The sequence below is a fragment of the Streptomyces sp. NPDC000229 genome (assembly GCF_040300825.1).
Taxonomy (GTDB): domain Bacteria; phylum Actinomycetota; class Actinomycetes; order Streptomycetales; family Streptomycetaceae; genus Streptomyces.
On record NZ_JBEPEL010000080.1, the window covers coordinates 1 to 20,728 of the forward strand.

The following is a 20,728-nucleotide window of genomic DNA, read 5'->3' on the forward strand; positions in this document are numbered from 1 at the left end:
GGGGCCGAGCCACCGTCGAAGGGATCACCGCGTCGCGTACGTCAACGACGCCTATGCCACCGCCTTCGGCCCCCGCCCGCCCGGCGCGGCCGTCGCCACCGCCGTCCGGTCCCGCCGCGCCGTCGTGCCCTTTCCCGGTCCAGTACCGCTCGAGCCGTTCTCCGGCCCGTCGCCCGACCGTGGGGAATCCAACCGGCGCGCCGAGACCGCCGGAAACACACACCGGACAAGGGAGGGGCCGATGGCTGAGCAGAGCTTCCAGCTCTACGACACGACCCTGCGCGACGGCACCCAGCAGGAAGGCCTGGTGCTGACGGTCGAGGACAAGCTCGCCGTCGCGCGTCGGCTCGATGCCCTCGGCGTGGGCTTCATCGAGGGAGGCTGGCCCGGAGCCGTACCCAAGGACACCGAGTTCTTCCGCCGCGCACGCACCGAACTCGACCTGAAGAACGCCGTCCTGGCCGCCTTCGGCGCCACCCGCCGGCCCGGCATCCCCGTGTCCGTCGACGCGCAGGTACGAGCGCTGCTGGCCGCCGAGACGCCCGTGGTGACCCTGGTCGCCAAGAGCCACACCGGCCATGTGCAGCACGCACTCCGCACCACCCTCGCCGAGAACCTCGCCATGATCGGCAGCACCGTGCGGCACCTGGTGCACGCCGGGCGCCGGGTCTTCCTCGACGCCGAGCACTACTTCGACGGCTACCTCGTCAACCGCGAGTACGCCCTGGCGGTCGTCCGCACGGCCGCCGAGGCCGGGGCCGAGACCGTCGTGCTGTGCGACACCAACGGCGGATCGCTGCCGGACGAGGTACGGGCCGTGGTGGCGGACACCATCGCCATGACCGGCGCCCCCATCGGCATCCACTGCCACGACGACACCGGGTGCGCGGTCGCCAACACCATGGCCGCCGTCGACGCGGGCGCCGTCCACGCCCAGGGCACCGCCCACGGCTACGGCGAACGGTGCGGCAACGCCAACCTCTTCACCGTCATCGCCAACCTCGTGCTCAAGCGGGGCCGGGAGGTCGTCCCGCTCGAAAGGCTGCGGGACCTGTCCCGGACGGGCCGGGCGATCACCGAACTCACCGGCGTACGGAGCAACCCGGCCGCCCCCTACACGGGCATCTCCGCCTTCACCCACAAGGCGGGCCTGCACGCCTCCGCCCTGCGCGTCGACCCCGACCTGTACCAGCACACCGACCCTTCCCGGGTCGGGAACACGATGCGCACCCTCGTCTCCGACATGGGCGGACGCTCCTCCATCGAACTGAAGGCCCGCGAACTCGGTTACGAGGTCGAGGCCGGCTCCGAGGAGGTCGCCCGCGCCGCGGCCCGCGTCAAGGAACTGGAGAACCGCGGCTACAGCTTCGAGTCCGCCGACGCCTCGTTCGTCCTGCTGCTGCGCGAGGAACTCGCCGGCGGCCCGGCCACGCCGCCGTTCGAGGTCGACTCGTGGGCCGTGGGCGTCTCGCGGCGCCGGGACGGCGAGGTCCGTACGGAGGCGTCGGTGCGGCTGCGCGTCGACGGGGAGTCCGTCACCGCCACCGGACTCGGCAACGGTCCGGTCAACGCCCTGGACACCGCCCTGCACTCGGCGCTCGACCCGTACTTCCCGGGACTGACACGCCTCGAACTGGTGGACTACCAGGTACGGGTCCTCAACGGCCAGGTCGGCAGCGGAGCCGCCGCCCGGGTGCTGATCTCCTACCGGGACGGCGAACGCCGCTGGGGCACCGTCGGCGTGGACGAGAACACCGTCGCGGCCAGCTGGGCGGCGCTGCTCGACGCCGTCCACTACGTCCTGCTCGACGGGCCCCCCGAGGCCCACCGCTCACCCACCCTGGCCGCGGTGGCCACGGGCTGAGCCTCGATTTCCCGGGAGCCACTGTGCGTGTGGAAGACATCTATATACGGGGGACCTCCGTGCGGCTCCCCTCCGCCGTCACCGTCGCCGACGCCGTCGCCTCCGGGGCCTGCCCGCCCCGGGTGGCCTCGTCGACCGGCCTGGTGTCCGTGGCGTACTCGCCCCACGAGTCCGCCGCCGAGATGGGCGCGGCGGCCGCCCGCACGGCCCTGCGCCGGGCCGGCACCGGCGGCGGCGACGTCGACCTCCTGCTCCACGCCGACACCTACCACCAGGGCCAGGACCTGTGGCCGGTGGCCTCGTACATCCAGCGCGAGGCACTCGGCAACAGCTGCCAGGCCATCGAGATCCGGCAGATGTCCAACGGCGGTCTCGCCGCCGTCGACCTGGCCACCGCCTACCTCTCGGCCGGCCACGGCCGCGGCGACGCCCTGCTGACCACCGCCGACCGGTTCTGCGAACCCGGCATCGACCGCTGGCGGACCGACCCGGGCACCCCGTACGCCGACGGGGCCAGCGCACTGGTGCTCTCCCGCCGGGACGGCTTCGCCCGGCTCGTCTCCCTGTCCATGCACGCCGACCCCGAACTCGAGCCCCTGCACCGGGGGGACGAGCCTTTCGGCCCCGCCCCGTTCAGCCAGCGCATCCCGGTCGACTTCGAGGAGGCCAAACGCGCCTTCATCGGCCGGGTCGGCATGTCGTACGCCATCACCCGCGCCCACAACGGCCAGCAGACGGTGCTGAAACAGGCCCTCGCGGACGCCGGGATGGAGCTGGCCGACGCCGAGTGGGTCGTCCTGCCCCACTTCGGGCGGCGGCGGCTCCAGTCCATCTACTACCAGCCGTTCGGCATCGACCCCGAGCGAACCACCTGGGACTTCAGCCGCACCGTCGGCCACCTCGGCGCGGGCGACCAGTTCGCCGGCCTCGACCACCTCATCGTCTCCGGGAAGGCCCGCCCCGGCGACCGCTGCGTCCTCGTCAGCGTGGGCGCCGGTTACAGCTGGGGCTGCGCCGTCCTGGAGATCCTGCACCGCCCGGCGTGGGCCACGGAGCACCCCGCGCCCTGACTCCACCCGGGCTCCACCCGCTGTTGAGCACCCTCATGCCAATCTGCAGATCCGCCGTTCCTCACGGCTGTCGAAGGGAAGGTTGCCGTGGCACCGACCGCTACGTCCGAGACCACAGCTCCCCACGTCACGGAGCACTCCATCACCGTCGCGGCATCGCCCGCCACCATCTACGACCTCGTGGCGGACGTCTCCGCGTGGCCCCAGGTGTTCGGACCGACGGTCCACGTCGAGGTGCTCGAAGAGGCACCGGAGACGGGCGGTGAACAGCTGCTGCGCATCTGGGCCATCGCCAACGAGAAGGTCCGCACCTGGACCTCCCGGCGCACCCTCGACCCGGCGTCGCGCACCATCACCTTCCGCCAGGTGGCCTCCGCCGCACCGGTCGCCTCGATGGGCGGCGAGTGGCGCGTCGAGCCGCTGGAGGACGGCAGGACCCGCGTGGTGCTCCTGCACGACTACCGCGCCACCGGCGACGACCCGGCCGCCGAGGAACTGATCGAGCAGGCCGTCGACCGCAACAGCCGTGCCGAGCTCGCCGCCCTCAAGAACGCCGCCGAACTGGGCGGCGCCCGCGACGAACTCCACTTCACCTTCAGCGACTCCGAAGTCGTCGCCGGCGCCGCCGGCGATGTGTACGCCTTCCTGGACCGTGCCGACCTCTGGCCCGAGCGGCTGCCCCACGTGGCGCGGCTGGACCTCACCGAGGACGAACCGGGCGTCCAGCACATGGACATGGACACCCGCAGCCCCGACGGCTCCACCCACAACACCACCTCGGTACGGGTGTGCTTCGAGGACCGCAACATGATCGTCTACAAGCAGCTCCGGGTACCGGTCGCGATGAGCGGGCACACCGGCAGATGGGTGATCGAGTCGCTGGGTGACGGTACAGTCAGAGCCACCTCGTGGCACACCGTCACGCTCGACCCCGAAGGGGTCCGCGCGGCACTCGGCCCCGAGGCGACGCTCGCCGAGGCCCGCGCCCTGGTCCGCAAGGCGCTCGGCACCAACAGCTCCACCACCCTGCGCCATGCCAAGCAGTTCGCGGAGGAAGCGCGTGCCGGATCGTAGTCTGCACAAGCCGGTTGCGGTGATCAACCGCTTCGAGGTCAAGGGCGACGTGGCGAGGTTCGAGAGGCTCTTCAGGGAGCACTCCCAGTTCCTGCGCCGCCGCGAGGACTTCGACTTCCTCGTCACCGTGAGACTCGTCGAACGGCCGCACGTGTACGCGCACATCGGCCACTGGCGCACGCTGCGGGGCTTCCTGGACACCGTCAACGACGAGACGTTCCAGCTCCACGTCAAGAAGCTCGGCCCCCTGGTGGACGCCGAGGCCGACCAGGCCGTGAGCGTCGCACGCGTGCTCAGGGAGAACGCCGTCGTCGGAGCCGAGAACGTGGTGCTCACCCAGGTCACGGTGCGCGAGGAGCCGCACGCCTTCGAGCGGGGCTACGCCGAGATGAACGAGCACTTCGGCACCCTCGGCGGCTTCGGGGGCAGCGACCTGCTGCGCTCGACGCTGCTCCCCGGCCGGTACACCGGCCTGCAGTGGTGGCGGGACACGGCGGACTGCGACCGTGCCCTGGGCAGCGCGGAATACCGCGCCCTGCGGCACGCCCTCGGCCGGCGCGCGGACATCACGGTGGACCGCACCCGGCACGTCGCGTACGAGCGCGTGATCGGCTGAACCGGCCGCCCGCGACGGCTCCACCGGCAAAAGAGCCGAGGACCACAGGTCCTCGGCTCTTCCGCGTTTCCCGCGCGAGCCCGCTTCGAGCGGGCGGGCGCACGCTGTCCCCATGGTGAAAACAACGCGCATCACCGTGCTCCGCGGGCAGCCCGACGAGGCCGAACTCGCCGCTGTGACAGCCGTGCTGCTGGCCCTGGCACGCCGCGGGGGCGAGCCGGGCGAAGCGGAGAAGGCCGCGTACGCGGAATGGACCGTCAAGGCGGGCGACTACCGGCCCCCCATGGCCCGGCCCGGTCCGTGACCGCACCCACCACACGATCGCCAGGGACAGCCGCGGCCGCACCGGGAGGGACGGCCGCACGACAAGCAAGGGGGAGGGCGTGACCGGTCACCGGACCTTCACCGAACTCATCCAGGCCCAGGCCGCCCAGTCGCCCGAACGGGAGGCCCTCATCATCCTGACCGAGAGGTCCGGAATCCTGGAGCCCAGGACGATCTCCTACGCGGAGCTCGACCACGCGGCCCGCACGCTCGCCGGCCGACTGCGGCGGCACGTCGCTCCGGGGGAGCGGGTGCTGCTCACCCACAGCTCCCGGGCGCTGTTCGCCACCGGCTTCCTCGCCTGCCTGTACGCCGGAGCCGTCGCCGTCCCGGTGGCCCCACCGGGGGGCCGCCCGCACCACGACGAACGCATCGCCGGAATCGTCAAGGACGCCTCGGTCTCCTGTGCGCTCACCGCCGCCGACGAGGCCGCCGACGTGTCCCAGCTGCTGGCCCGCACCGGCTACGGACACGTCACCTGCGTCCTTGCCGACGCCCCGCCGGACCCGGCCGGCACCGCCGTGCCGGAGCTTCCCCCGGCCCTCACCGACCCCGACGCGGTCGCCTTCCTGCAGTACACCTCCGGCTCCACCCGGGACCCCCGCGGTGTCGTGGTCACCCACCGCAGCCTGCTGGCCAACCAGGAGGCCATCGGAACGGCGCTGGGCATCCGGCGCGGCGCCAGGATCGGCGGCTGGCTGCCGCTCCACCACGACATGGGCCTCGTCGGTCAGCTGCTGCACGCGCTGTGGCTGGGCGGCACGGCCGTGCTGCTCTCCCCGACCGCCTTCGTCAAACGGCCCGCGCACTGGCTGGAGACCATCTCGCGGTACGGGCTGACCGCCAGCGGCGCGCCCGACTTCGCGTACGAGCTGTGCGTGCGCCGGGTCAACGACGCGCAGATCGCCGGACTCGACCTGTCCGGCTGGCGGATCGCCGTCAGCGGGGGCGAGCCCGTCGACCCGGCGACATTGCGCGCCTTCGCGGAGCGGTTCGCCCCGGCCGGTCTGCGCCCCGAGGCCCTGATCCCGTGCTACGGGCTGGCCGAGGCGACCCTGTTCGTGTCCGGGTCCGCCGCCGCCCCGGCGAACCTCACCGGCACCAGAGGCTCCGTCCACTGCGGTCCGCCCGCCTCCGCCGACGTACGCATCGTCGACCCGGAGACGTGCGAGGAGCTGCCCGACGGCCGGACCGGCGAGGTCTGGGTACGGGCCGCCGGTGTCGGCCCCGGATACTGGGCGCGTCCCGCCGAGACCGCGGCGGCCTTCGACGGCCGGATCACCGACGGCGCCGGCGGCTATCTGCGCACCGGGGACCTCGGCGCCCTCGTGGACGGCCTCCTGCACATCAACGGACGCCTCAAGGACACGATCGTGGTGGCGGGACGCAACCTGTACCCGCAGGACCTGGAGCGCACGGCGCAGCGCGTGAGCGCGCTGTTCGGCCCGGCCACCGCCTTCGCGGTCCGCGGTGAACGGGAACGCGTCGTGATCCTCCAGGAGCTGCGGGCGGGCAGCCGGTACAACACCGACCTCGCCGGGCTCGTCTCCGCCGTCCAGCAGCAGCTGCGCGAGGAGTACGAGGTGACGACCGGGGGAGTGCTGCTCGTCCGCCCCGGAACCGTACGCCGGACCACCAGCGGCAAGGTCGAACGGGCGGCCATGCGCCGGCTGTTCCTCCGTGGCGAGGTCACCGCGCTGCACCAACGCGTCGACCCCGAGGTCCAGCGGCTCGTGGCGACCGGGAGGCAGCGGTGAGCGCGGCACGGGACCCACTGGGCGCGAAGGACGAGCACGGGGCACAGGACCAGCGCGCGGCACAGGACCGCATCAACGCCCTGGAGCGTGCCTTCGGGCCGCTCGACGACCCCGCCAACCCGCTCGGCGGCGCAGCGCTCCTCGCCGCCGACGCGGCGGGCCGCGTCCTGCCCGAGGGGGAGCGGGTACTGGACGAGTACGGCCTGAACGCCGAGTTCGTTCCCGCCCCGCTCGGCGGCAGGCTCCGGCGGATGGACGTCCTGGGCCGGCTGCTGCGGCCGGTGTTCCGCCGGGACGCCTCCCTCGGCTTCGGGTACGGGCTCAACTGCTTCTTCGCCGCCACTCCGGTGTGGACGGCCGGAGACGACGAGCAGCGGCGGCTGGCCGCCCGGATCCTGCTGGAAGGCCGGCGGATGGCCGTGGCACGCCACGAGGTGGCGCACGGCAACGACTTCGTCAGCGACGAGTTCACCGTACGCCCCGGCGACGGCGGGCTGGTGCTCGACGGCAGCAAGTCCGCGATCGCCAACGCCTCCCGCGCCGACGGGTTGGTCATCTTCGCCCGGAACCCGGGCGTGACCGGCAGCCGCAGCCGCACGGTGCTGCTGCTGGACCGCAAGGAGCTTCCCCCGGACCGCGTACGCAACCTCGCACGGCGGACCACGACCGGGATGCGCAGCGCCGAGTTCGGCGGCCTGCGCATCACCCAATGCCCGGTCCCGGACGGCGCCGTGCTCGGCGAGCCGGGCGACGGCTACGAACTGTCGCTGCGCTCCTCGCTGGTCATCCGCGGCCTCATCCCGTCGATCGTGCTCGCCGGCGCGGACACCGCGCTGCGCACCGTGGCGCGCTTCGCCGACCGCCGCCGCGACGACGGCCGCTCCTCGCTCGACGTCCAGCACGTGCGGGACGTCCTCACCGGGGCCTTCCTCGACCTGCTGCTCATCGACTGCCTCGCCCTGGTCTCCACCCGCGGCCTGCACCTGCTGCCCCACCAGATGAGCGCCTACGCCGCCGCGGCGGCGTACCTGGCGCCCAAACTCGTCGCGGAGAGCATGGACGAGATGTCGGCCGTGCTCGGCGAGGCGACGTTCGCCGAGGACGGCATGTACGGGATGTTCCAGAAGCAGCTGCGCGACCTGCCGGTCACCTCGCTCGGGCACGCGGGCAGCGCCGGCCGGCAGGTCAGCCTGCTGCCCCAGCTGCCGTACTTCGCCCGGCACGCCTGGTTCACCGGCCACGAGGCGCCCGCCGCGCTGTTCGGGCTCGACGACGAGCTGCCGCCGCTCGACCTGACGCAGCCGGCGCTCCTGGGCGACGGCGACCCGCTCGCCGCGACCCTGGTGGCCTCCGCGGACCTGCTGGAACGGGCCGGGGCGCCGGACGGCACGGGCGAGGGCGGGACCGTGCTGCGCCTCCTCGCCCGCACGCTCACCGATGAGCTGGGCGATCTGCGCAAGGCCTTCGCGGACGTCCCTCAGGGTGACCGCGCGGCCCTGGCCAGCCCGCACAACTTCGGCCTCGCCGACCGGTACACCATGGTGCTGGCGGCCGCCGCGTGCCTCGGCGTGTGGCGTGGCCGGCGCTCCGCCCCCGGCGCCGCCGGCACCTTCCTCGCCGACGCGGCCTGGCCCACGGCCGCCCTGTACCGGCTGTGCCGCCGGCTGGGCCTGCCGCTCCCGGACCGCCCCGGTGCCTGTGAGCGGCGGGTGCTCGCCGAAGCCCTGTCGCGGCTGCACGGCCGCCGCAGCTACGACCTGTACGACTCACCGCTTGCCTGACCCCGCGCGGGCCACCCTGCCCGGCCGGTGCGGGCCGCCCCCAGAGTCCGAGAAGGAGCAGATCATGCGAGAACAGCAGCAGGACGACTTCGAGACCGCGTACCGCGAATGGCTGCTGGAGCGGCTCGCGCACTATCTGGGCCGGCCGGTGCTGGACACGGACTCCGTGCACGAGTACCTCGACTCGGTGGCCGGGCTGAGCCTCTACGGCGACATCGAGGAGGAGTTCGGGCCGCTGGTCGAGCCCGCCGACATCTGGGCGTACCCCACCGTCCGGCAGCTCGCCCGCCACATGGCGGAGCGGGGCGCGGGGTCGGGCGGCAACCGGATCCGGGCGGCCTTCGTCTTCACCGGCCAGGGCTCCCAGCATCCCGGCATGACGTCGGGGCTCTACCGGAACTCGACCGTCTACCGCCGGTTCCTGGACGAGGCCGGGGCGGTGCTCCAGCCGTACACCGGGCTGTCCGTGGTGGAGATGATCCTCAACAGGGACTCGCGCATCCACCAGACCGCGTTCACCCAGCCGGCCCTGTTCGCCGTCGAGTACGCCCTGGCCAAGACCCTGGAGGAGGCGGGTGTCCGGCCGGTCTCCGTGCTGGGCCACGGGATCGGCGAGTTCGCGGCCGCCACGGTCGCGGGCGCGCTCACGCTGCCCGACGCCGCCAAGCTGGTGGCGCTGCGGGGTGCCTTCATGCAGTACCTGCCCTCCGGCGGCGGGATGATGGCCGCCTGCATCACCCCGTACGAGGCCACCGAGCTGGTCGCCTGCGAGCCGGGCGTCGGCATCAGCGCCATCAACGCGGCCAAGTCGACCGTGCTGTCGGGAGACCGTGCCGGGCTCGAACGCATCGAGAGCAAGCTGGCGGAGCGCGGGGTCCGGTGCCGCCACCTCACGGTCACGCACGCCTTCCACTCCCCGCTGATGGCGCCCGTGGTCCCCAAGTTCGAGGCCGTGGTCCGCCGGGTCCCCGGCGGCGCCGCCTCGATGCCGTTCTACTCCACGGTGTACGGCAGGCTCACCACCGAGCCGCTCTACGCCTCGTACTGGACCGAGCAGCTGACCGCGCCCGTCAGGTTCGCCGACGCCGCCCGCAGCCTGCTGGCGCAGCAGACGCCGACCCATGTGGTGGAGATCGGCCCGCGGGCGGTGCTCACCCCGTACCTGCGACGGCTGGGCGGTGCCCACGGCCCGGTCTGCCTCCCGGTGTGCCAGGGGCCGCAGAGCGACGCCGTGGACCTGGCCGGGGTGATCTCCGTGCTGGACGCCGGCCCGCTGGCCGCCGCACTGGCCGGGGCGTGAGGTGACGGGACGGATCGGGCGGCCCCTGCCCCTTCGTGGACCGTACGGCCCGTGGGAGGGGGTACGCGACGAACTCACCCGCATGGGCACCGTCCTGGTGTACGGAGCGATGCCCGCGTGGCTGCCCCGCGAGGGCACCGAGGACGAACTGCGGCGCGTGCTCGGCCGGGACTGGCAGCGCTACCAGAACTTCACGCAGCCGCGGATGCGTGAACGGTTCGCCGCCTCCCGCCTGCTGCTGCGGCACACGGCGGCGGCGATCCTGCGGACCGCGCCGCACCTGGTGGACCTGTCGTACCAGCCCGGTGGCCGCCCGTATGTGCGGGGCTGCGACCAGATCGACGTCAGCCTCAGCCACACCGAGGAGATGATGGTCGTCGGGATCACCCGCACGGGGCGTGTCGGCGTCGACGTGGAACGCGCCGACCGGCGCCTCGCGCACACCGGGTCGGAGTCGCAGGCGTGCACCCCGTACGAGAAGGCGCAGCTCGACGCGGGCGGTGAGGGGAGACGCAACGACACCATGGTGCGGCTGTGGACCCTCAAGGAGGCCTACAGCAAGGCGCTCGGCCAGGGGCTGCGTTTCCGGTTCACCGAGTTCGGCTTCGCGCTGCACGAGGCGGGCACCTGGCTGGTGCGGCCCGACGGCACGCGCGCCAGTGGCTCGGAGTGGACCTTCGGCACCTTCCCGGTGGGGGACCGCTATGTGGTGAGCGCCGCCGTCTTCGACACCGGGTTCGGTGAGCCGGCGGACGTGGCCGTCGACACCATGCTGGACGAGGGGCTGTTCGACGCACTGCTGGGGGCGCCGGGCCCGGCGTCAGGGAATCCAGCCGGCCTCCTCGGCGAGCCGGATGGCGTCGATCCGGTTGCGGGCGCCCAGTTTGCTGACGATCGCCGTGAGGTAGTTGCGGACCGTTCCCTTGGACAGGTACAGACATCCGGCGATCTCGGCGGCGTCGGCACCGCGGGCGGCGAGGCGTAGGACCTCCAGTTCCCGCGGGGACAGCGGGTTGTCGGGCGAGTCCCAGGCGGCCAGGGCGAGTTGCGGGTCGACGACCCGCCGTCCCGCCGCCACGGACCGCACGGCGAGCGCGAGCTGGTCCGAGGGGGAGTCCTTGAGGAGGAACCCGGAGACGTGCGCGGACAGGGCGCGCCTCAGGGTCCCCGGGCGGCCGAGGCTGGTGAGGATCAGGGTGCGGCAGCTGGGCAGCTGCTCATGCAGCTCGGCTGCCGCGGTCAGCCCGTCGATCCCCGGAAGGTCGACGTCGATCACGGCCACGTCGGGTCGTACCTCCAGAGCGGCCTGCACGATGGTGTCACCGCGATCGACGGCTGCCACCACCTGCAGGTCCGGTTCGAGCTCCAGCAGTGCGACCAGCGCCCCCCGAACCATGTGCACGTCCTCCGCGAGGAGGATTTTCACGGACAGCATCAAAACCCCCGTCTTCGACGTCCGTTCAGGCTGCGGCTCTCTCCCTGGCCGCGTCCGGCGCTCCTCCCGCTCCGGAGCTCTGCGGGCGGAGGGGTGCCCACGCTTCGAGGTGGAACCGCCCGTCCTCCCGGACACCGGCGCTCAGGCCTCCGCCGATCGCGGAGAAGCGCGTACGGAGGTTGTCCAGGCCGCTCCCTCCACGCCGGGCGGCCGAGGAGGCGTGGTCGGCCTTCTCGTGCGGACGGTCGTTCACCAGGGTCAGCCTGACCGTTTCCCCCTCCACAAGTGCCCTGATGGTACATAGCTGTACGCGGCTGTGGCGGAGAATGTTCGTGACTCCCTCCCTGAGGGCGGTCGCGAGGACGGTGTCGACGGTCGGGTGGAGACGCCCGCACTCCACCCGCACGTCCGCCCGCACATCGGCGGCCGCGAGCACGGCCACCGCCGATTCCGCCTCGTCGCACAAGGACATGTCGCGGTACCCGCTGGACACCAGGCGTACGTCGGAGAGCGCCTGCCGGGCCACCCGGAGCAGGTCGGCGGTCTCCTCGGCCGCCTGTTCCGGCCGGACGGGCACCAGCCGCTGGATGAGCTCTCCCTTCAGGGCGATGGCCGAGAGGCTGTAACCGAGCAGGTCGTGCAGGTCCCGCGAGAAGCGCAGGCGCTCCTGGGTGACGGCCATCTTCGCCATCTGCTCACGGGTGTCGTGCAGTTCCTGGATCAGGTCGGCGAGCCGGCTCAGCCCGTAGATGACCAGTCCGGTGAGACCGCCCGCGATGACGACGTATCCGGCGTCGAGCGGGCCGGCGCCGGCCAGGATCGAGTACGGGATCAGGCCGGCGACCACGAGCCCGTAGGCCGGCCAGGCGATCCGGGGCGGGAGCGTCAGGAGGATCGACGCGCACAGAGGCCCCTGCATGCTGCCCCAGCTGGCGTCGAACCAGACCATCGGCAGGTAGGTGAGCACCACTTGGGCCCCGAGGACGGTGACGCGGCGACGCAGACTCCACGCCCGGGCGCGGGTGGAGGAGATGGCGAACTGCACTCCGAAGGTCAGCAGAACAGTCGCCACACAGATGGTCAGCGTCACCGTCCCCAACTTGACGTTGCGGAGGACGTTGATGACGGTCACGGAGCAGTAGCAGCTCAGTGCCACCACGATGATGCCGCGGGCCAGTCGTGGTGCCGGTGCCACCTGCCTCGGCGAGACGCGCAGGTCCTCCCGGGAGGATCGTGCACCGGTCGGTTGTGCGAGTGGGACCTGCAGGCCATGCTGCGTATGCGGAATAGAGCTTTCCGCGGGGAAGGGTGCATCCGGCATAGCCGTCTCCTCGCCAGGACAGGGGTGGCGAAGCGCATAGTATGACTATGCGTTGAGCTTGAGCCACTGCTCGCAATCACCAACGAGACTCACACGAACAGCGGAACCGGGTTGAGGTCACCGTACGGAGTCGGGCGAGCCTGCCGGCCCAGTGCCACGGGTGTGTCGAACAGCCTCCCGGGCGCGAAGCGCGCCCAGAAGTGCCGCATCCCCGGCACGATCACCTTCACCACCGGAAGGAGCACGTCAGGGCGGGTCTGGTCGAGCACCATCAGCTCCATCCCCCGCGCCCGCACCAGCCTTTCGGCGGCCTGGACGTCCTCCCGCAGATCACTGCGCCGTTCCATCGGGTAACTCCGCGGCCCGCGTGGTGCCTGAGCGTGATCGGGCGTCAGGTACGGATGTTTCTCGACAGTGGCGCTCGTCCACCAACGATCCAGATCCGGGTGGGAAGCACGGAACGCGCTCACCTGCCGTCCCAGCGGCAGCAGTTGACTCATCTCGGTGACCGCCCTGCGCAGTGCCAGCGCGGGGTCGAAATGCGCGCCGAAACCGAAAGCGATGCCCTGCTCGTCCCCGTCGATCCGCCGGGAGATCGCCGCCATGGCCGGAATCCCGAAATCGGTCGTCAGATCCAGCACCCACACATCACGGCGCAGCCGCCCGTACGCCTCCCTGGTGCACGCGAGCCAGGGCTCGTCGAAGGCGTCGAGATCCACTGCCGGTTGCCTCGTGCGGTTGTACCACCACAGCGCCACGGCATCGCGCTCCACGAGTTCGAGGAACCCCTGCACCACGGCGTCCTCCAGGCTGCTGCCTGCCGCAGCACCGTTGGAGTCCGCCCACGGGGCCCGGGCGACACCATCCGGACCCGGGCCGTAGTACAGCATGGACGTGGGCAGCAGACGGTGCTCGCCGGCCGTCAGCGACCACACCGGTGTCCACTCCACCGGTTCCCGCGGATCGAACGGTGGCGGGACGTGCTGGAAGGGCGTGCATGTGGCGTTCCACCGGTCGCGGTCGCGAAACTGCCGGTCGGCGTAGAGCTGGCACGCGTTCGGGTGAACGGCCGCCGGGCCCAGACCGGTCAAGGTGTCGACGACGACCGGCTCGTCCCCCTGGCGCGTACCGGAGTAGCGCTCCACCGCCTCGCACAGGGCGCCCACCCGGGCTTCCAGCGGGGTGACCCCCTTGCCGCCGCTCTGGCTGCGCAGACCACCGCGTACACCGTTCAGCGAGTGCGCCTGCAATGCCGCGTTCCGTCCCGACAGGCAGCGGTTCAGCCCCTCCGGAGCATCCGGCACCGTCTGGAGTTCGGGCACGATGCCGGTCACCGGGTCGACGAGGTGCCGGTAACGCGCCAGAACGGCTTCGGGTGTCAGTGCCCGGTGATTGCTGCCCGTCCCTTCGGCCTTCGGGCGCGACGTGAGGACGACCGGCCTTCGCACGTGCGTCGCCACCAGCTGCGGATCCCCGCAGTCCGGGCACTGCGGACGCCTCGTCACCGCGTGGTGACGGGTTCGCAGCGTACGCGTGTCCAGCGTGCACACGGCACCCTGCTCCTCGTACCGCATGCCGGCCATCCACTTGACCGTCTCGAGTACCGCGGTGTGCAGGCCGAGGCCGCGCACCACGCCGAGCGAGGCGTCGGGGACCGGGACCGCGCCCGGCAGGCCGAGGGCCTGCCGGACGGGTGACTGGGAGAACAGCCGGGCGCGCAGCCGGTGGGCCAGGCAGGACCAGCAGGGCCGGTCGCCCGGCCCGAAGACCGGGCCCACCCACGCCTCAGCGCCGCAGGGCTTGGCGAGCAGCCAGGGCCTGTCGCGTGCGCGTAACCGGCCGTCCAGGTCGCGCAGCCGCGGATCGAGATAGTCGTCGCACAGGACCAGGGTGAAGTCGACGCGCTCGCCCGGACCCGCCAGGGTCAGCCCCTCGGCGACACACTGCTTGCGCGCCTCTTCGGCGCTCACCCGGCCGAAGGCGACGATCTGGACCGTGGTGTCGCGCAGCGCGGATACGGCCTCCGCGCTGCCCAGGCCGGCCAGTTCCCAGTACGCGGCGGCGGCGTTGTCCGCCAGCGGGTCGCGGTAGCCGATCAGATCGGCCTGCGCCAGCTTGGCGATCAACCTGCCCGCTTCCGCCGCCGGCAGCGTACGGGCCGCCTCGTCGAGCAGGCCGGGCAGCGTACGCGAACCGTCGAGCAGTGGCGCGAGGGCCTCGATGGAGCGGCCCTGCAATGCCGTCGTGCCACGCTCCGAAAGCAGGTACACCGCCTCGCCCCTGACGATCTCCACCCTCAGGTGAGGCTTGAACCCCACACGGTGTGAGGCGCCCTCAGGCAGCGTCGTCGTCATCTCAGGGAGGCTTCGACGGACTGGGACGGCTGACCACTCCTGGTGAAGACGATGCTGAATCCCTCGTCCACCGAACCCAGCTGATCCAGGTCCTCGATCAGCAGGTGCGCGTCGTTCTCCGTCGTCCAGGCCGCGTACGCCGGCTCCACGGCCGACAGGCCGAACTCGGCGAGCAGGGAGCGCGGGTCCTCGGTGTAACGCTGGGCGAGCTCCGGTTCCAGAGCGGTCCGGGCCGTCAGGAGCGCGATGCGGTGATCGTTCGAGAACGCGACGGCGGTCGCTTCCTCGACGTCAGGGCGTGCGTTGGACAGAGCGGTGCTCATGGTAGTCCCCCTCGTTGAAGGCGTCGGACGAGCTTTCGTCCGACGTGCCGAGGCCACGGATTCTGCTGCCCGGCGCGAGCGGAATCACAGTGCGGGAATCACCACCGGGGCATGACATTTTCATGCCGGGCCTCGTGACCCGCTCACTGGGGCTCCAACGGCGCTGATGCGACGCTCACTCAAGGCTCCAGAGCCGGAAGGCCGTCCCGTACGAGGGGCGTCGGCGAGGGGCCGGCCGCACAGAAGGAAGCAGAGGAGGACACACATGGAGATCAAGGTCCTCGGACCGCTGGCAGCCCGTGAGAACGGGGTGTCCATCGTGCCGACCGCCGCCAAGCCGCGACAGATACTGTCCCTGCTCGCCCTGCAGGCCGACCGCGTGGTGACCGTGCCGACGCTGATGGCGGAGATCTGGGGTGAGGACATCCCGCGCAGCGCGGCCACCACCCTGCAGACATACATCCTCCAACTGCGCCGCAAGCTCACCGCCGCCCTCGACGGCGACCCCACCCGCCAGGCCAAGGACGTACTGGTCACCCAGCACGGGGGCTACCTGCTCCAGGTCCAGCCCGGCCAGGTCGACGTACAGGAGTTCGGCCGGCTCGCGGCGGCGGGACGGGCCGCGCACGAGGCGGGGGACCACTACGCCGCCTCCGAACTCCTCGGCGGCGCACTGCGGATGTGGCACGGGCCCGCACTCGTGGACGTCCGCGTCGGACCGGTCCTCGAACTGGAGGTGCTACGGCTGGAGGAGGACCGCATGGCCGCACTGGAACGGCGCATCGACGCCGACCTGTGGCTCGGGCGACACACCGAGATCGTGCCCGAGCTGCGCGTACTGGTCGCCAAGCACCCCATGCACGAGAACTTCTGCGCCCAGCTGATGACCGCGCTGCACCGCGCGGGAGCGGCCTGGCGGGCCCTGGAGGCCTACCAGCGGCTGCGCGGCACGCTCATCGACGAGCTCGGCCTGGAGCCCTCACCCCGATTGCAGCGGCTCCACCACGCCGTGCTGTCCGCCGACCCGGCGCTGGAACTGCCGCTGTCGACGGCCGGCTGACACCTGCCCGGGTCGGCTCCAGTACGTCTCGAGCCGAGCTGCCTACGTTCGGCCGATGACGATCCTCGACGACCTCACGGTCACTCAGGCTGCCCCTGACCTGCGACGAGCCGCCGCCGAGCTGCGCCGCCTCAAGGAGGAGGTGAGCCGCGGGCCCGACCCCGAGGCCACCAGGCGGCAGCACGCCAAGAACAAGCTCACCGCCCACGAACGCCTCGAACTGCTCTTCGATCCGGACACGTTCACCGAGATCGAACCACTCCGGCGCCATCGGGCCTCCGGCTTCGGCCTGGAGGAGAAGAAGCCGCACGGCGACGGTGTCGTCATCGGCTGGGGACTGGTCCACGGCCGCACCGTCTTCGCCTACGCGCACGACTTCCGCGTCTTCGCGGGCGCCCTCGGAGAGGCCCACGCCGCCAAGGTGCACAAGGTCATGGACCTGGCGGAGGCCGCCGGGGCCCCGCTGGTCAGCCTCAACGACGGGGCCGGCGCCCGTATTCAGGAGGGCGTCACCGCACTGGCCGGCTACGGCGGCATCTTCCGGCGCAATGTCGCGGCGTCCGGTGTCATCCCGCAGATCAGCGTGATGCTCGGCCCGTGCGCCGGTGGCGCCGCGTACTCTCCCGCCCTCACCGACTTCGTGTTCATGGTGCGGGAGACGGCACAGATGTTCATCACCGGTCCCGACGTCGTCCAGGCGGTGACCGGAGAGAAGATCACCCACAACGGCCTCGGAGGCGCCGACGTCCACGCCACCGCCTCCGGCGTCTGCCACTTCGCCTACGACGACGAGGCCGAATGCCTGGAGGACGTCCGCTTCCTCCTGTCGCTGCTGCCGTCCAACAACCGCGAGCTGCCGCCGCCCGTCCGCGGCGACGACTCGCCGGACCGCCGCACCGACGCCCTCACCGACCTGGTGCCGGCCGACCCCGGCCGCAGCTATGACATCCGCGGAGTCATCGAGGAAATCGTCGACGACGGGGAGTACTTCGAGGTCCACGAGGCGTGGGCGCGCAACGTCGTGTGCGCGCTGGCCCGCCTCGACGGGCACCCGGTCGGCATCGTCGCCAACCAGCCCGCCTCCCTCGCGGGCGTCCTGGACATCCACGCCAGCGAGAAGGCCGCCCGCTTCGTGTCGACCTGCGACGCCTTCAACATCCCCCTGGTGACGCTCGTCGACGTGCCCGGCTTCCTCCCGGGCGTCGACCAGGAACACAACGGCATCATCCGCCACGGCGCCAAACTCCTGTACGCGTACTGCAACGCCACCGTTCCTCGCATCTCGCTCGTGCTGCGCAAGGCGTACGGCGGTGCCTACATCGTGATGGACTCGCGCTCCATCGGAGCCGACCTGTCCTTCGCCTGGCCCACCAACGAGATCGCCGTGATGGGCGCGGACGGCGCGGCGAACGTCATCTTCCGCCGCGAGATCGCCGCCTCGGACGACCCCGAGGCCCTGCGGGCGCAGCGGATCCAGGAGTACAAGTCGGAGCTCATGCACCCGTATTACGCCGCCGAACGCGGGCTCGTCGACGATGTCATCGAGCCGGGGGAGACCCGCCGCGTACTGATCCGCTCGCTCGCCATGCTGCGCGCCAAGAAGGCCGAAGTGCCTGCTCGCAAGCACGGAAACGTGCCGACGTGACCTTCCCGCGCCCCTGGTCCATGTCGGCGCGAGCGCCGGTCGAGGGGGCGGACGTTCCATTGCGTCACCGGAAACGGCGGCACGCCACGAGCGGGCGACCGTCCGGTCCGGCCGGCCGGGGCGTTCCCACCCCGAACCGCCCCGGCCGCCGCAGTGGTCCGGACCCCGGCCCGGCACCACCCAGAACGGAAACGCCCTCAGCAGTGACACGGACGAAGGGATCGACAGTGGCCCGCACAGTTCCATCCGGCAGGTGCCCTTGGGGGCATTCGGCCCCGTCGAAGGCGAGGTAGCGGCATGCGCAGAGTCGCCATCACCGGACTGGGCGTCGTGGCCCCCGGCGGGGTCGGAGTGAAGGAGTACTGGGACCTTCTCACGGCGGGACGCACCGCCACCCGCAGGATCTCCTTCTACGACCCCTCCCCGTTCCGCTCGCAGGTCGCCGCCGAGTGCGACTTCGACCCGGCGGCCGCGGGGCTCACCCCTCAGGAGATCCGCAGGCTCGACCGGGCCGCGCAGTTCGCGGTCGTCTCCACCCGCGAGGCGCTCGCCGACAGCGGCCTCGACATCGCCTCCCTCGACCCGGGGCGGGTCGGCACCTCGCTGGGCAGCGCGGTCGGCTGCACCACCAGCCTGGAGCGGGAGTACGTCGTCGTCAGCGACGGCGGCCGCAAGTGGAACGTGGACCACGAGTACGCGGTCCCCGAGCTGTACCGGCACTTCGTTCCCAGCTCGATGGCCGCCGAAGTGGGCCGCGCCGCGGGTGCCGAGGGACCGGCCGCCGTGGTCTCCACCGGATGCACCTCGGGCCTGGACTCGCTCGGCCACGCCGTGGACCTGATCCGCGAAGGCACCGCCGACGTGATGATCGCCGGCGCCACCGAGGCCCCCATCTCACCGATCACCTCGGCCTGCTTCGACGCCATCCACGCCACCACCCCCCGCAACGACACTCCCGAGAGCGCCTGCCGGCCCTTCGACCGGACCCGCAGCGGGCTCGTCCTCGGGGAGGGCGCGGCGATCCTCGTCCTGGAGGAGCTGGAGAGCGCCCGCCGGCGAGGCGCCCACATCTACGCGGAGATCGCGGGATTCGCCTCCCGTTGCAACGCGTACCACATGACCGGCCTCAAGCCCGACGGCCGCGAGATGGCCGAGGCCATCGACGTCGCCCTCGGCGAGGCGGCCCTGGCCCCGGACTCGGTCGACTACATCAACGCCCACGGCTCCGGCACCAAGATGAACGACCGCCACGAGACGGGTGCCTTCAAGCGGAGCCTCGGCGCCCACGCGTACGAGACTCCGATCAGCTCCATCAAGTCGATGATCGGGCACTCCCTCGGCGCGATCGGCTCGCTGGAGATCGCCGCCTGCGCGCTGGCCATGGAGCACGGTGTGCTGCCGCCCACCGCCAACCTCCACGAGCCCGACCCCGAGCTGGACCTCGACTACATCCCCCTGACCGCCCGCGAGAAGAAGACCGACGTGGTTCTCAGCGTGGGCAGCGGCTTCGGCGGGTTCCAGAGCGCCATGGTGCTGGCCCGCCCGGAGAGGAGAACCGCATGACCACGGCAACGGTGGTGACAGGCCTCGGCATCACGGCACCCAACGGCCTGGGAACCGACGAGTTCTGGAAGGCCACCCTCGCCGGCGAGTCCGGCCTGGGCCCGGTCACCCGCTTCGACGCCGGCCAGTACCCCTCGCGCATCGCGGGCGAGGTGTCCGACTACGTGGCGGAGCAGCACATCCCGAGCCGGCTGATGCCGCAGACGGACCACATGACGCGCCTCGCACTGACGGCGGCGGACTGGGCCCTGGCCGACGCCGGCATCGACCCGGCGGAGATGCCCGAGTTCGGCATCGGTGTGGTGACCTCGGCGTCCGGAGGGGCCGTCGAGTTCGGCCAGCGGGAGCTGGAGAACCTGTGGAGCAAGGGCAAGGAGTACGTCAGCGCGTACCAGTCCTTCGCCTGGTTCTACGCCGTCAACACCGGCCAGATCTCCATCCGCCACAAGCTTCGCGGCCCCAGCGGCGTGCTGCTCACCGAGCAGGCCGGCGGCATCGACGCGATCGGCCAGGCCCGCCGCCATGTCCGCAAGGGCTTCCCGGCCGTCATCTCCGGTGGAGTCGACGCCGCCATCTGTCCCTGGGGCTGGGTCCCGCAGATCGCCTCGGGACTGATGAGCACGGTCGACGACCCCGAGCGGGCCTACCTGCCCTTCGCGTCCGACGCCAGTGGATACGTGCCGGGCGAGGGCGGTGCGATCCTCATCGTCGAGGACGAGCGGTCGGCACGCGACCGGGGTGCGGAGCGGGTCTACGGGGAGATCGCCGGATACGCGGCGACCCTCGACCCGGCCCCCGGCAGCGGCCGCCCGCCCGGGCTGCGCCGGGCCGCCGAGAACGCCCTGGTGGACGCGGGACTCACCGCCGCCGACGTGGACGTCGTCTTCGCCGACGCCGCCGGTACGCCCGCGGCCGACCGGGCCGAGGCCGAGGCCCTCACCGGCCTCTTCGGGCCCCACGGCGTACCGGTGACCGCCCCCAAGACCATGACGGGACGGCTGCTCGCCGGAGGCGCGGCACTGGACGTGGCGACCGCGCTGCTGGCCCTGCGGGACGGCGTGATCCCGCCGACCGCGCACGTCACCGAGGCCTCCCCGGAGCACAGGATCGACCTCGTCACCGGGCAGGCCCGGGAAGCGAGGCTGCGTACCGCCCTCGTGCTCGCCCGCGGGCACGGCGGCTTCAACGCGGCCCTCGTCGTACGGCACGCCTCCTGAGGGCACGCCTCCCGGCGGTACGCA

The 20,728-nt window shown here is 72.0% G+C and carries 16 protein-coding genes and 1 pseudogene; 13 read left to right on the top strand and 4 right to left on the bottom strand.

What is annotated here, in order from left to right:
* The first annotated feature begins 241 nt into the window (after positions 1 to 241).
* The 9 genes and pseudogenes from cimA to ABT360_RS28700 form a co-directional block, all read left to right on the top strand.
* Complete coding sequence (gene cimA, locus ABT360_RS28660; protein WP_351822603.1) at positions 242 to 1,864, top strand: citramalate synthase; 1,623 nt, start codon at positions 242 to 244, stop codon at positions 1,862 to 1,864.
* Positions 1,865 to 1,887: 23 nt separating this feature from the next.
* On the top strand, positions 1,888 to 2,934 hold the full coding sequence (locus ABT360_RS28665; RefSeq protein WP_351822606.1) for a ketoacyl-ACP synthase III family protein: 1,047 nt from the start codon (positions 1,888 to 1,890) through the stop codon (positions 2,932 to 2,934).
* Positions 2,935 to 3,021: 87 nt separating this feature from the next.
* Positions 3,022 to 4,008, top strand: a complete 987-nt coding sequence (locus ABT360_RS28670; RefSeq protein WP_351822609.1) for an aromatase/cyclase — start codon at positions 3,022 to 3,024, stop codon at positions 4,006 to 4,008.
* Complete coding sequence (locus ABT360_RS28675) at positions 3,995 to 4,624, top strand: antibiotic biosynthesis monooxygenase family protein (RefSeq protein ID WP_351822612.1); 630 nt, start codon at positions 3,995 to 3,997, stop codon at positions 4,622 to 4,624. The genes ABT360_RS28670 and ABT360_RS28675 overlap by 14 nt, the downstream gene beginning before the upstream one ends.
* Before the next feature lie 112 nt (positions 4,625 to 4,736).
* Positions 4,737 to 4,928 (top strand): acyl-CoA carboxylase subunit epsilon, encoded by a 192-nt coding sequence (locus ABT360_RS28680; protein WP_351822614.1) that lies wholly within the window; start codon positions 4,737 to 4,739, stop codon positions 4,926 to 4,928.
* Positions 4,929 to 5,007: 79 nt separating this feature from the next.
* The gene (locus tag ABT360_RS28685; RefSeq protein ID WP_351822617.1) at positions 5,008 to 6,705 is read left to right on the top strand and encodes a fatty acyl-AMP ligase; all 1,698 of its coding nucleotides are present in this window, start codon (positions 5,008 to 5,010) and stop codon (positions 6,703 to 6,705) included.
* Positions 6,702 to 8,486, top strand: coding sequence for an acyl-CoA dehydrogenase family protein (locus ABT360_RS28690; RefSeq protein WP_351822620.1), 1,785 nt, complete (start codon positions 6,702 to 6,704; stop codon positions 8,484 to 8,486). The genes ABT360_RS28685 and ABT360_RS28690 overlap by 4 nt, the downstream gene beginning before the upstream one ends.
* 64 nt (positions 8,487 to 8,550) lie before the next feature.
* On the top strand, positions 8,551 to 9,786 hold the full coding sequence (locus ABT360_RS28695) for an acyltransferase domain-containing protein (protein ID WP_351822623.1): 1,236 nt from the start codon (positions 8,551 to 8,553) through the stop codon (positions 9,784 to 9,786).
* 370 nt (positions 9,787 to 10,156) lie between these two features.
* A pseudogene (locus ABT360_RS28700) lies at positions 10,157 to 10,489 on the top strand (4'-phosphopantetheinyl transferase family protein); the annotation flags it as partial.
* 117 nt (positions 10,490 to 10,606) lie between these two features.
* Here ABT360_RS28700 and ABT360_RS28705 read toward each other — a convergent pair.
* The 4 genes from ABT360_RS28705 to ABT360_RS28720 form a co-directional block, all read right to left on the bottom strand.
* Positions 10,607 to 11,221 carry a response regulator transcription factor gene (locus ABT360_RS28705; protein ID WP_351822626.1) on the bottom strand — a complete coding sequence of 205 codons (615 nt, stop codon included), beginning with the start codon at positions 11,219 to 11,221 and terminating at the stop codon, positions 10,607 to 10,609.
* A 25-nt stretch (positions 11,222 to 11,246) separates the two neighbouring features.
* Positions 11,247 to 12,416, bottom strand: coding sequence for a sensor histidine kinase (locus ABT360_RS28710; RefSeq protein ID WP_351822629.1), 1,170 nt, complete (start codon positions 12,414 to 12,416; stop codon positions 11,247 to 11,249).
* A 215-nt stretch (positions 12,417 to 12,631) separates the two neighbouring features.
* Complete coding sequence (locus tag ABT360_RS28715) at positions 12,632 to 14,896, bottom strand: TOMM precursor leader peptide-binding protein (RefSeq protein ID WP_351822632.1); 2,265 nt, start codon at positions 14,894 to 14,896, stop codon at positions 12,632 to 12,634.
* Entirely contained in the window at positions 14,893 to 15,219 is a 327-nt protein-coding gene (locus ABT360_RS28720; protein WP_351822635.1) for a hypothetical protein, read from the bottom strand. Before ABT360_RS28720 ends, ABT360_RS28715 begins: the two co-directional genes overlap by 4 nt.
* A 265-nt stretch (positions 15,220 to 15,484) precedes the next feature.
* Here ABT360_RS28720 and ABT360_RS28725 point away from each other — a divergent pair, with 265 nt between their 5' ends.
* The 4 genes from ABT360_RS28725 (at position 15,485) to ABT360_RS28740 (ending at position 20,704) form a co-directional block, all read left to right on the top strand.
* Positions 15,485 to 16,279 (top strand): AfsR/SARP family transcriptional regulator, encoded by a 795-nt coding sequence (locus ABT360_RS28725; RefSeq protein ID WP_351822638.1) that lies wholly within the window; start codon positions 15,485 to 15,487, stop codon positions 16,277 to 16,279.
* 55 nt (positions 16,280 to 16,334) lie between these two features.
* On the top strand, positions 16,335 to 17,924 hold the full coding sequence (locus ABT360_RS28730) for an acyl-CoA carboxylase subunit beta (protein WP_351822641.1): 1,590 nt from the start codon (positions 16,335 to 16,337) through the stop codon (positions 17,922 to 17,924).
* A gap of 297 nt (positions 17,925 to 18,221) precedes the next feature.
* Positions 18,222 to 19,487 (top strand): beta-ketoacyl-[acyl-carrier-protein] synthase family protein, encoded by a 1,266-nt coding sequence (locus tag ABT360_RS28735; protein WP_351822644.1) that lies wholly within the window; start codon positions 18,222 to 18,224, stop codon positions 19,485 to 19,487.
* Positions 19,484 to 20,704, top strand: a complete 1,221-nt coding sequence (locus tag ABT360_RS28740; protein WP_351822647.1) for a ketosynthase chain-length factor — start codon at positions 19,484 to 19,486, stop codon at positions 20,702 to 20,704. The genes ABT360_RS28735 and ABT360_RS28740 overlap by 4 nt, the downstream gene beginning before the upstream one ends.
* Positions 20,705 to 20,728: the final 24 nt, after the last annotated feature.

Bases quoted from the DNA above. Each gene is read 5' to 3' on its own strand.
- ABT360_RS28705 (WP_351822626.1), bottom strand. From the start codon at position 11,221: ATGCTGTCCGTGAAAATCCTCCTCGCGGAGGACGTGCACATGGTTCGG.
- ABT360_RS28715 (WP_351822632.1), bottom strand. From the start codon at position 14,896: ATGACGACGACGCTGCCTGAGGGCGCCTCACACCGTGTGGGGTTCAAG.
- ABT360_RS28740 (WP_351822647.1), top strand. From the start codon at position 19,484: ATGACCACGGCAACGGTGGTGACAGGCCTCGGCATCACGGCACCCAAC.
- ABT360_RS28735 (WP_351822644.1), top strand. From the start codon at position 18,222: ATGCGCAGAGTCGCCATCACCGGACTGGGCGTCGTGGCCCCCGGCGGG.
- ABT360_RS28725 (WP_351822638.1), top strand. From the start codon at position 15,485: ATGGAGATCAAGGTCCTCGGACCGCTGGCAGCCCGTGAGAACGGGGTG.
- cimA (WP_351822603.1), top strand. From the start codon at position 242: ATGGCTGAGCAGAGCTTCCAGCTCTACGACACGACCCTGCGCGACGGC.
- ABT360_RS28720 (WP_351822635.1), bottom strand. From the start codon at position 15,219: ATGAGCACCGCTCTGTCCAACGCACGCCCTGACGTCGAGGAAGCGACC.
- ABT360_RS28695 (WP_351822623.1), top strand. From the start codon at position 8,551: ATGCGAGAACAGCAGCAGGACGACTTCGAGACCGCGTACCGCGAATGG.
- ABT360_RS28680 (WP_351822614.1), top strand. From the start codon at position 4,737: ATGGTGAAAACAACGCGCATCACCGTGCTCCGCGGGCAGCCCGACGAG.
- ABT360_RS28730 (WP_351822641.1), top strand. From the start codon at position 16,335: ATGACGATCCTCGACGACCTCACGGTCACTCAGGCTGCCCCTGACCTG.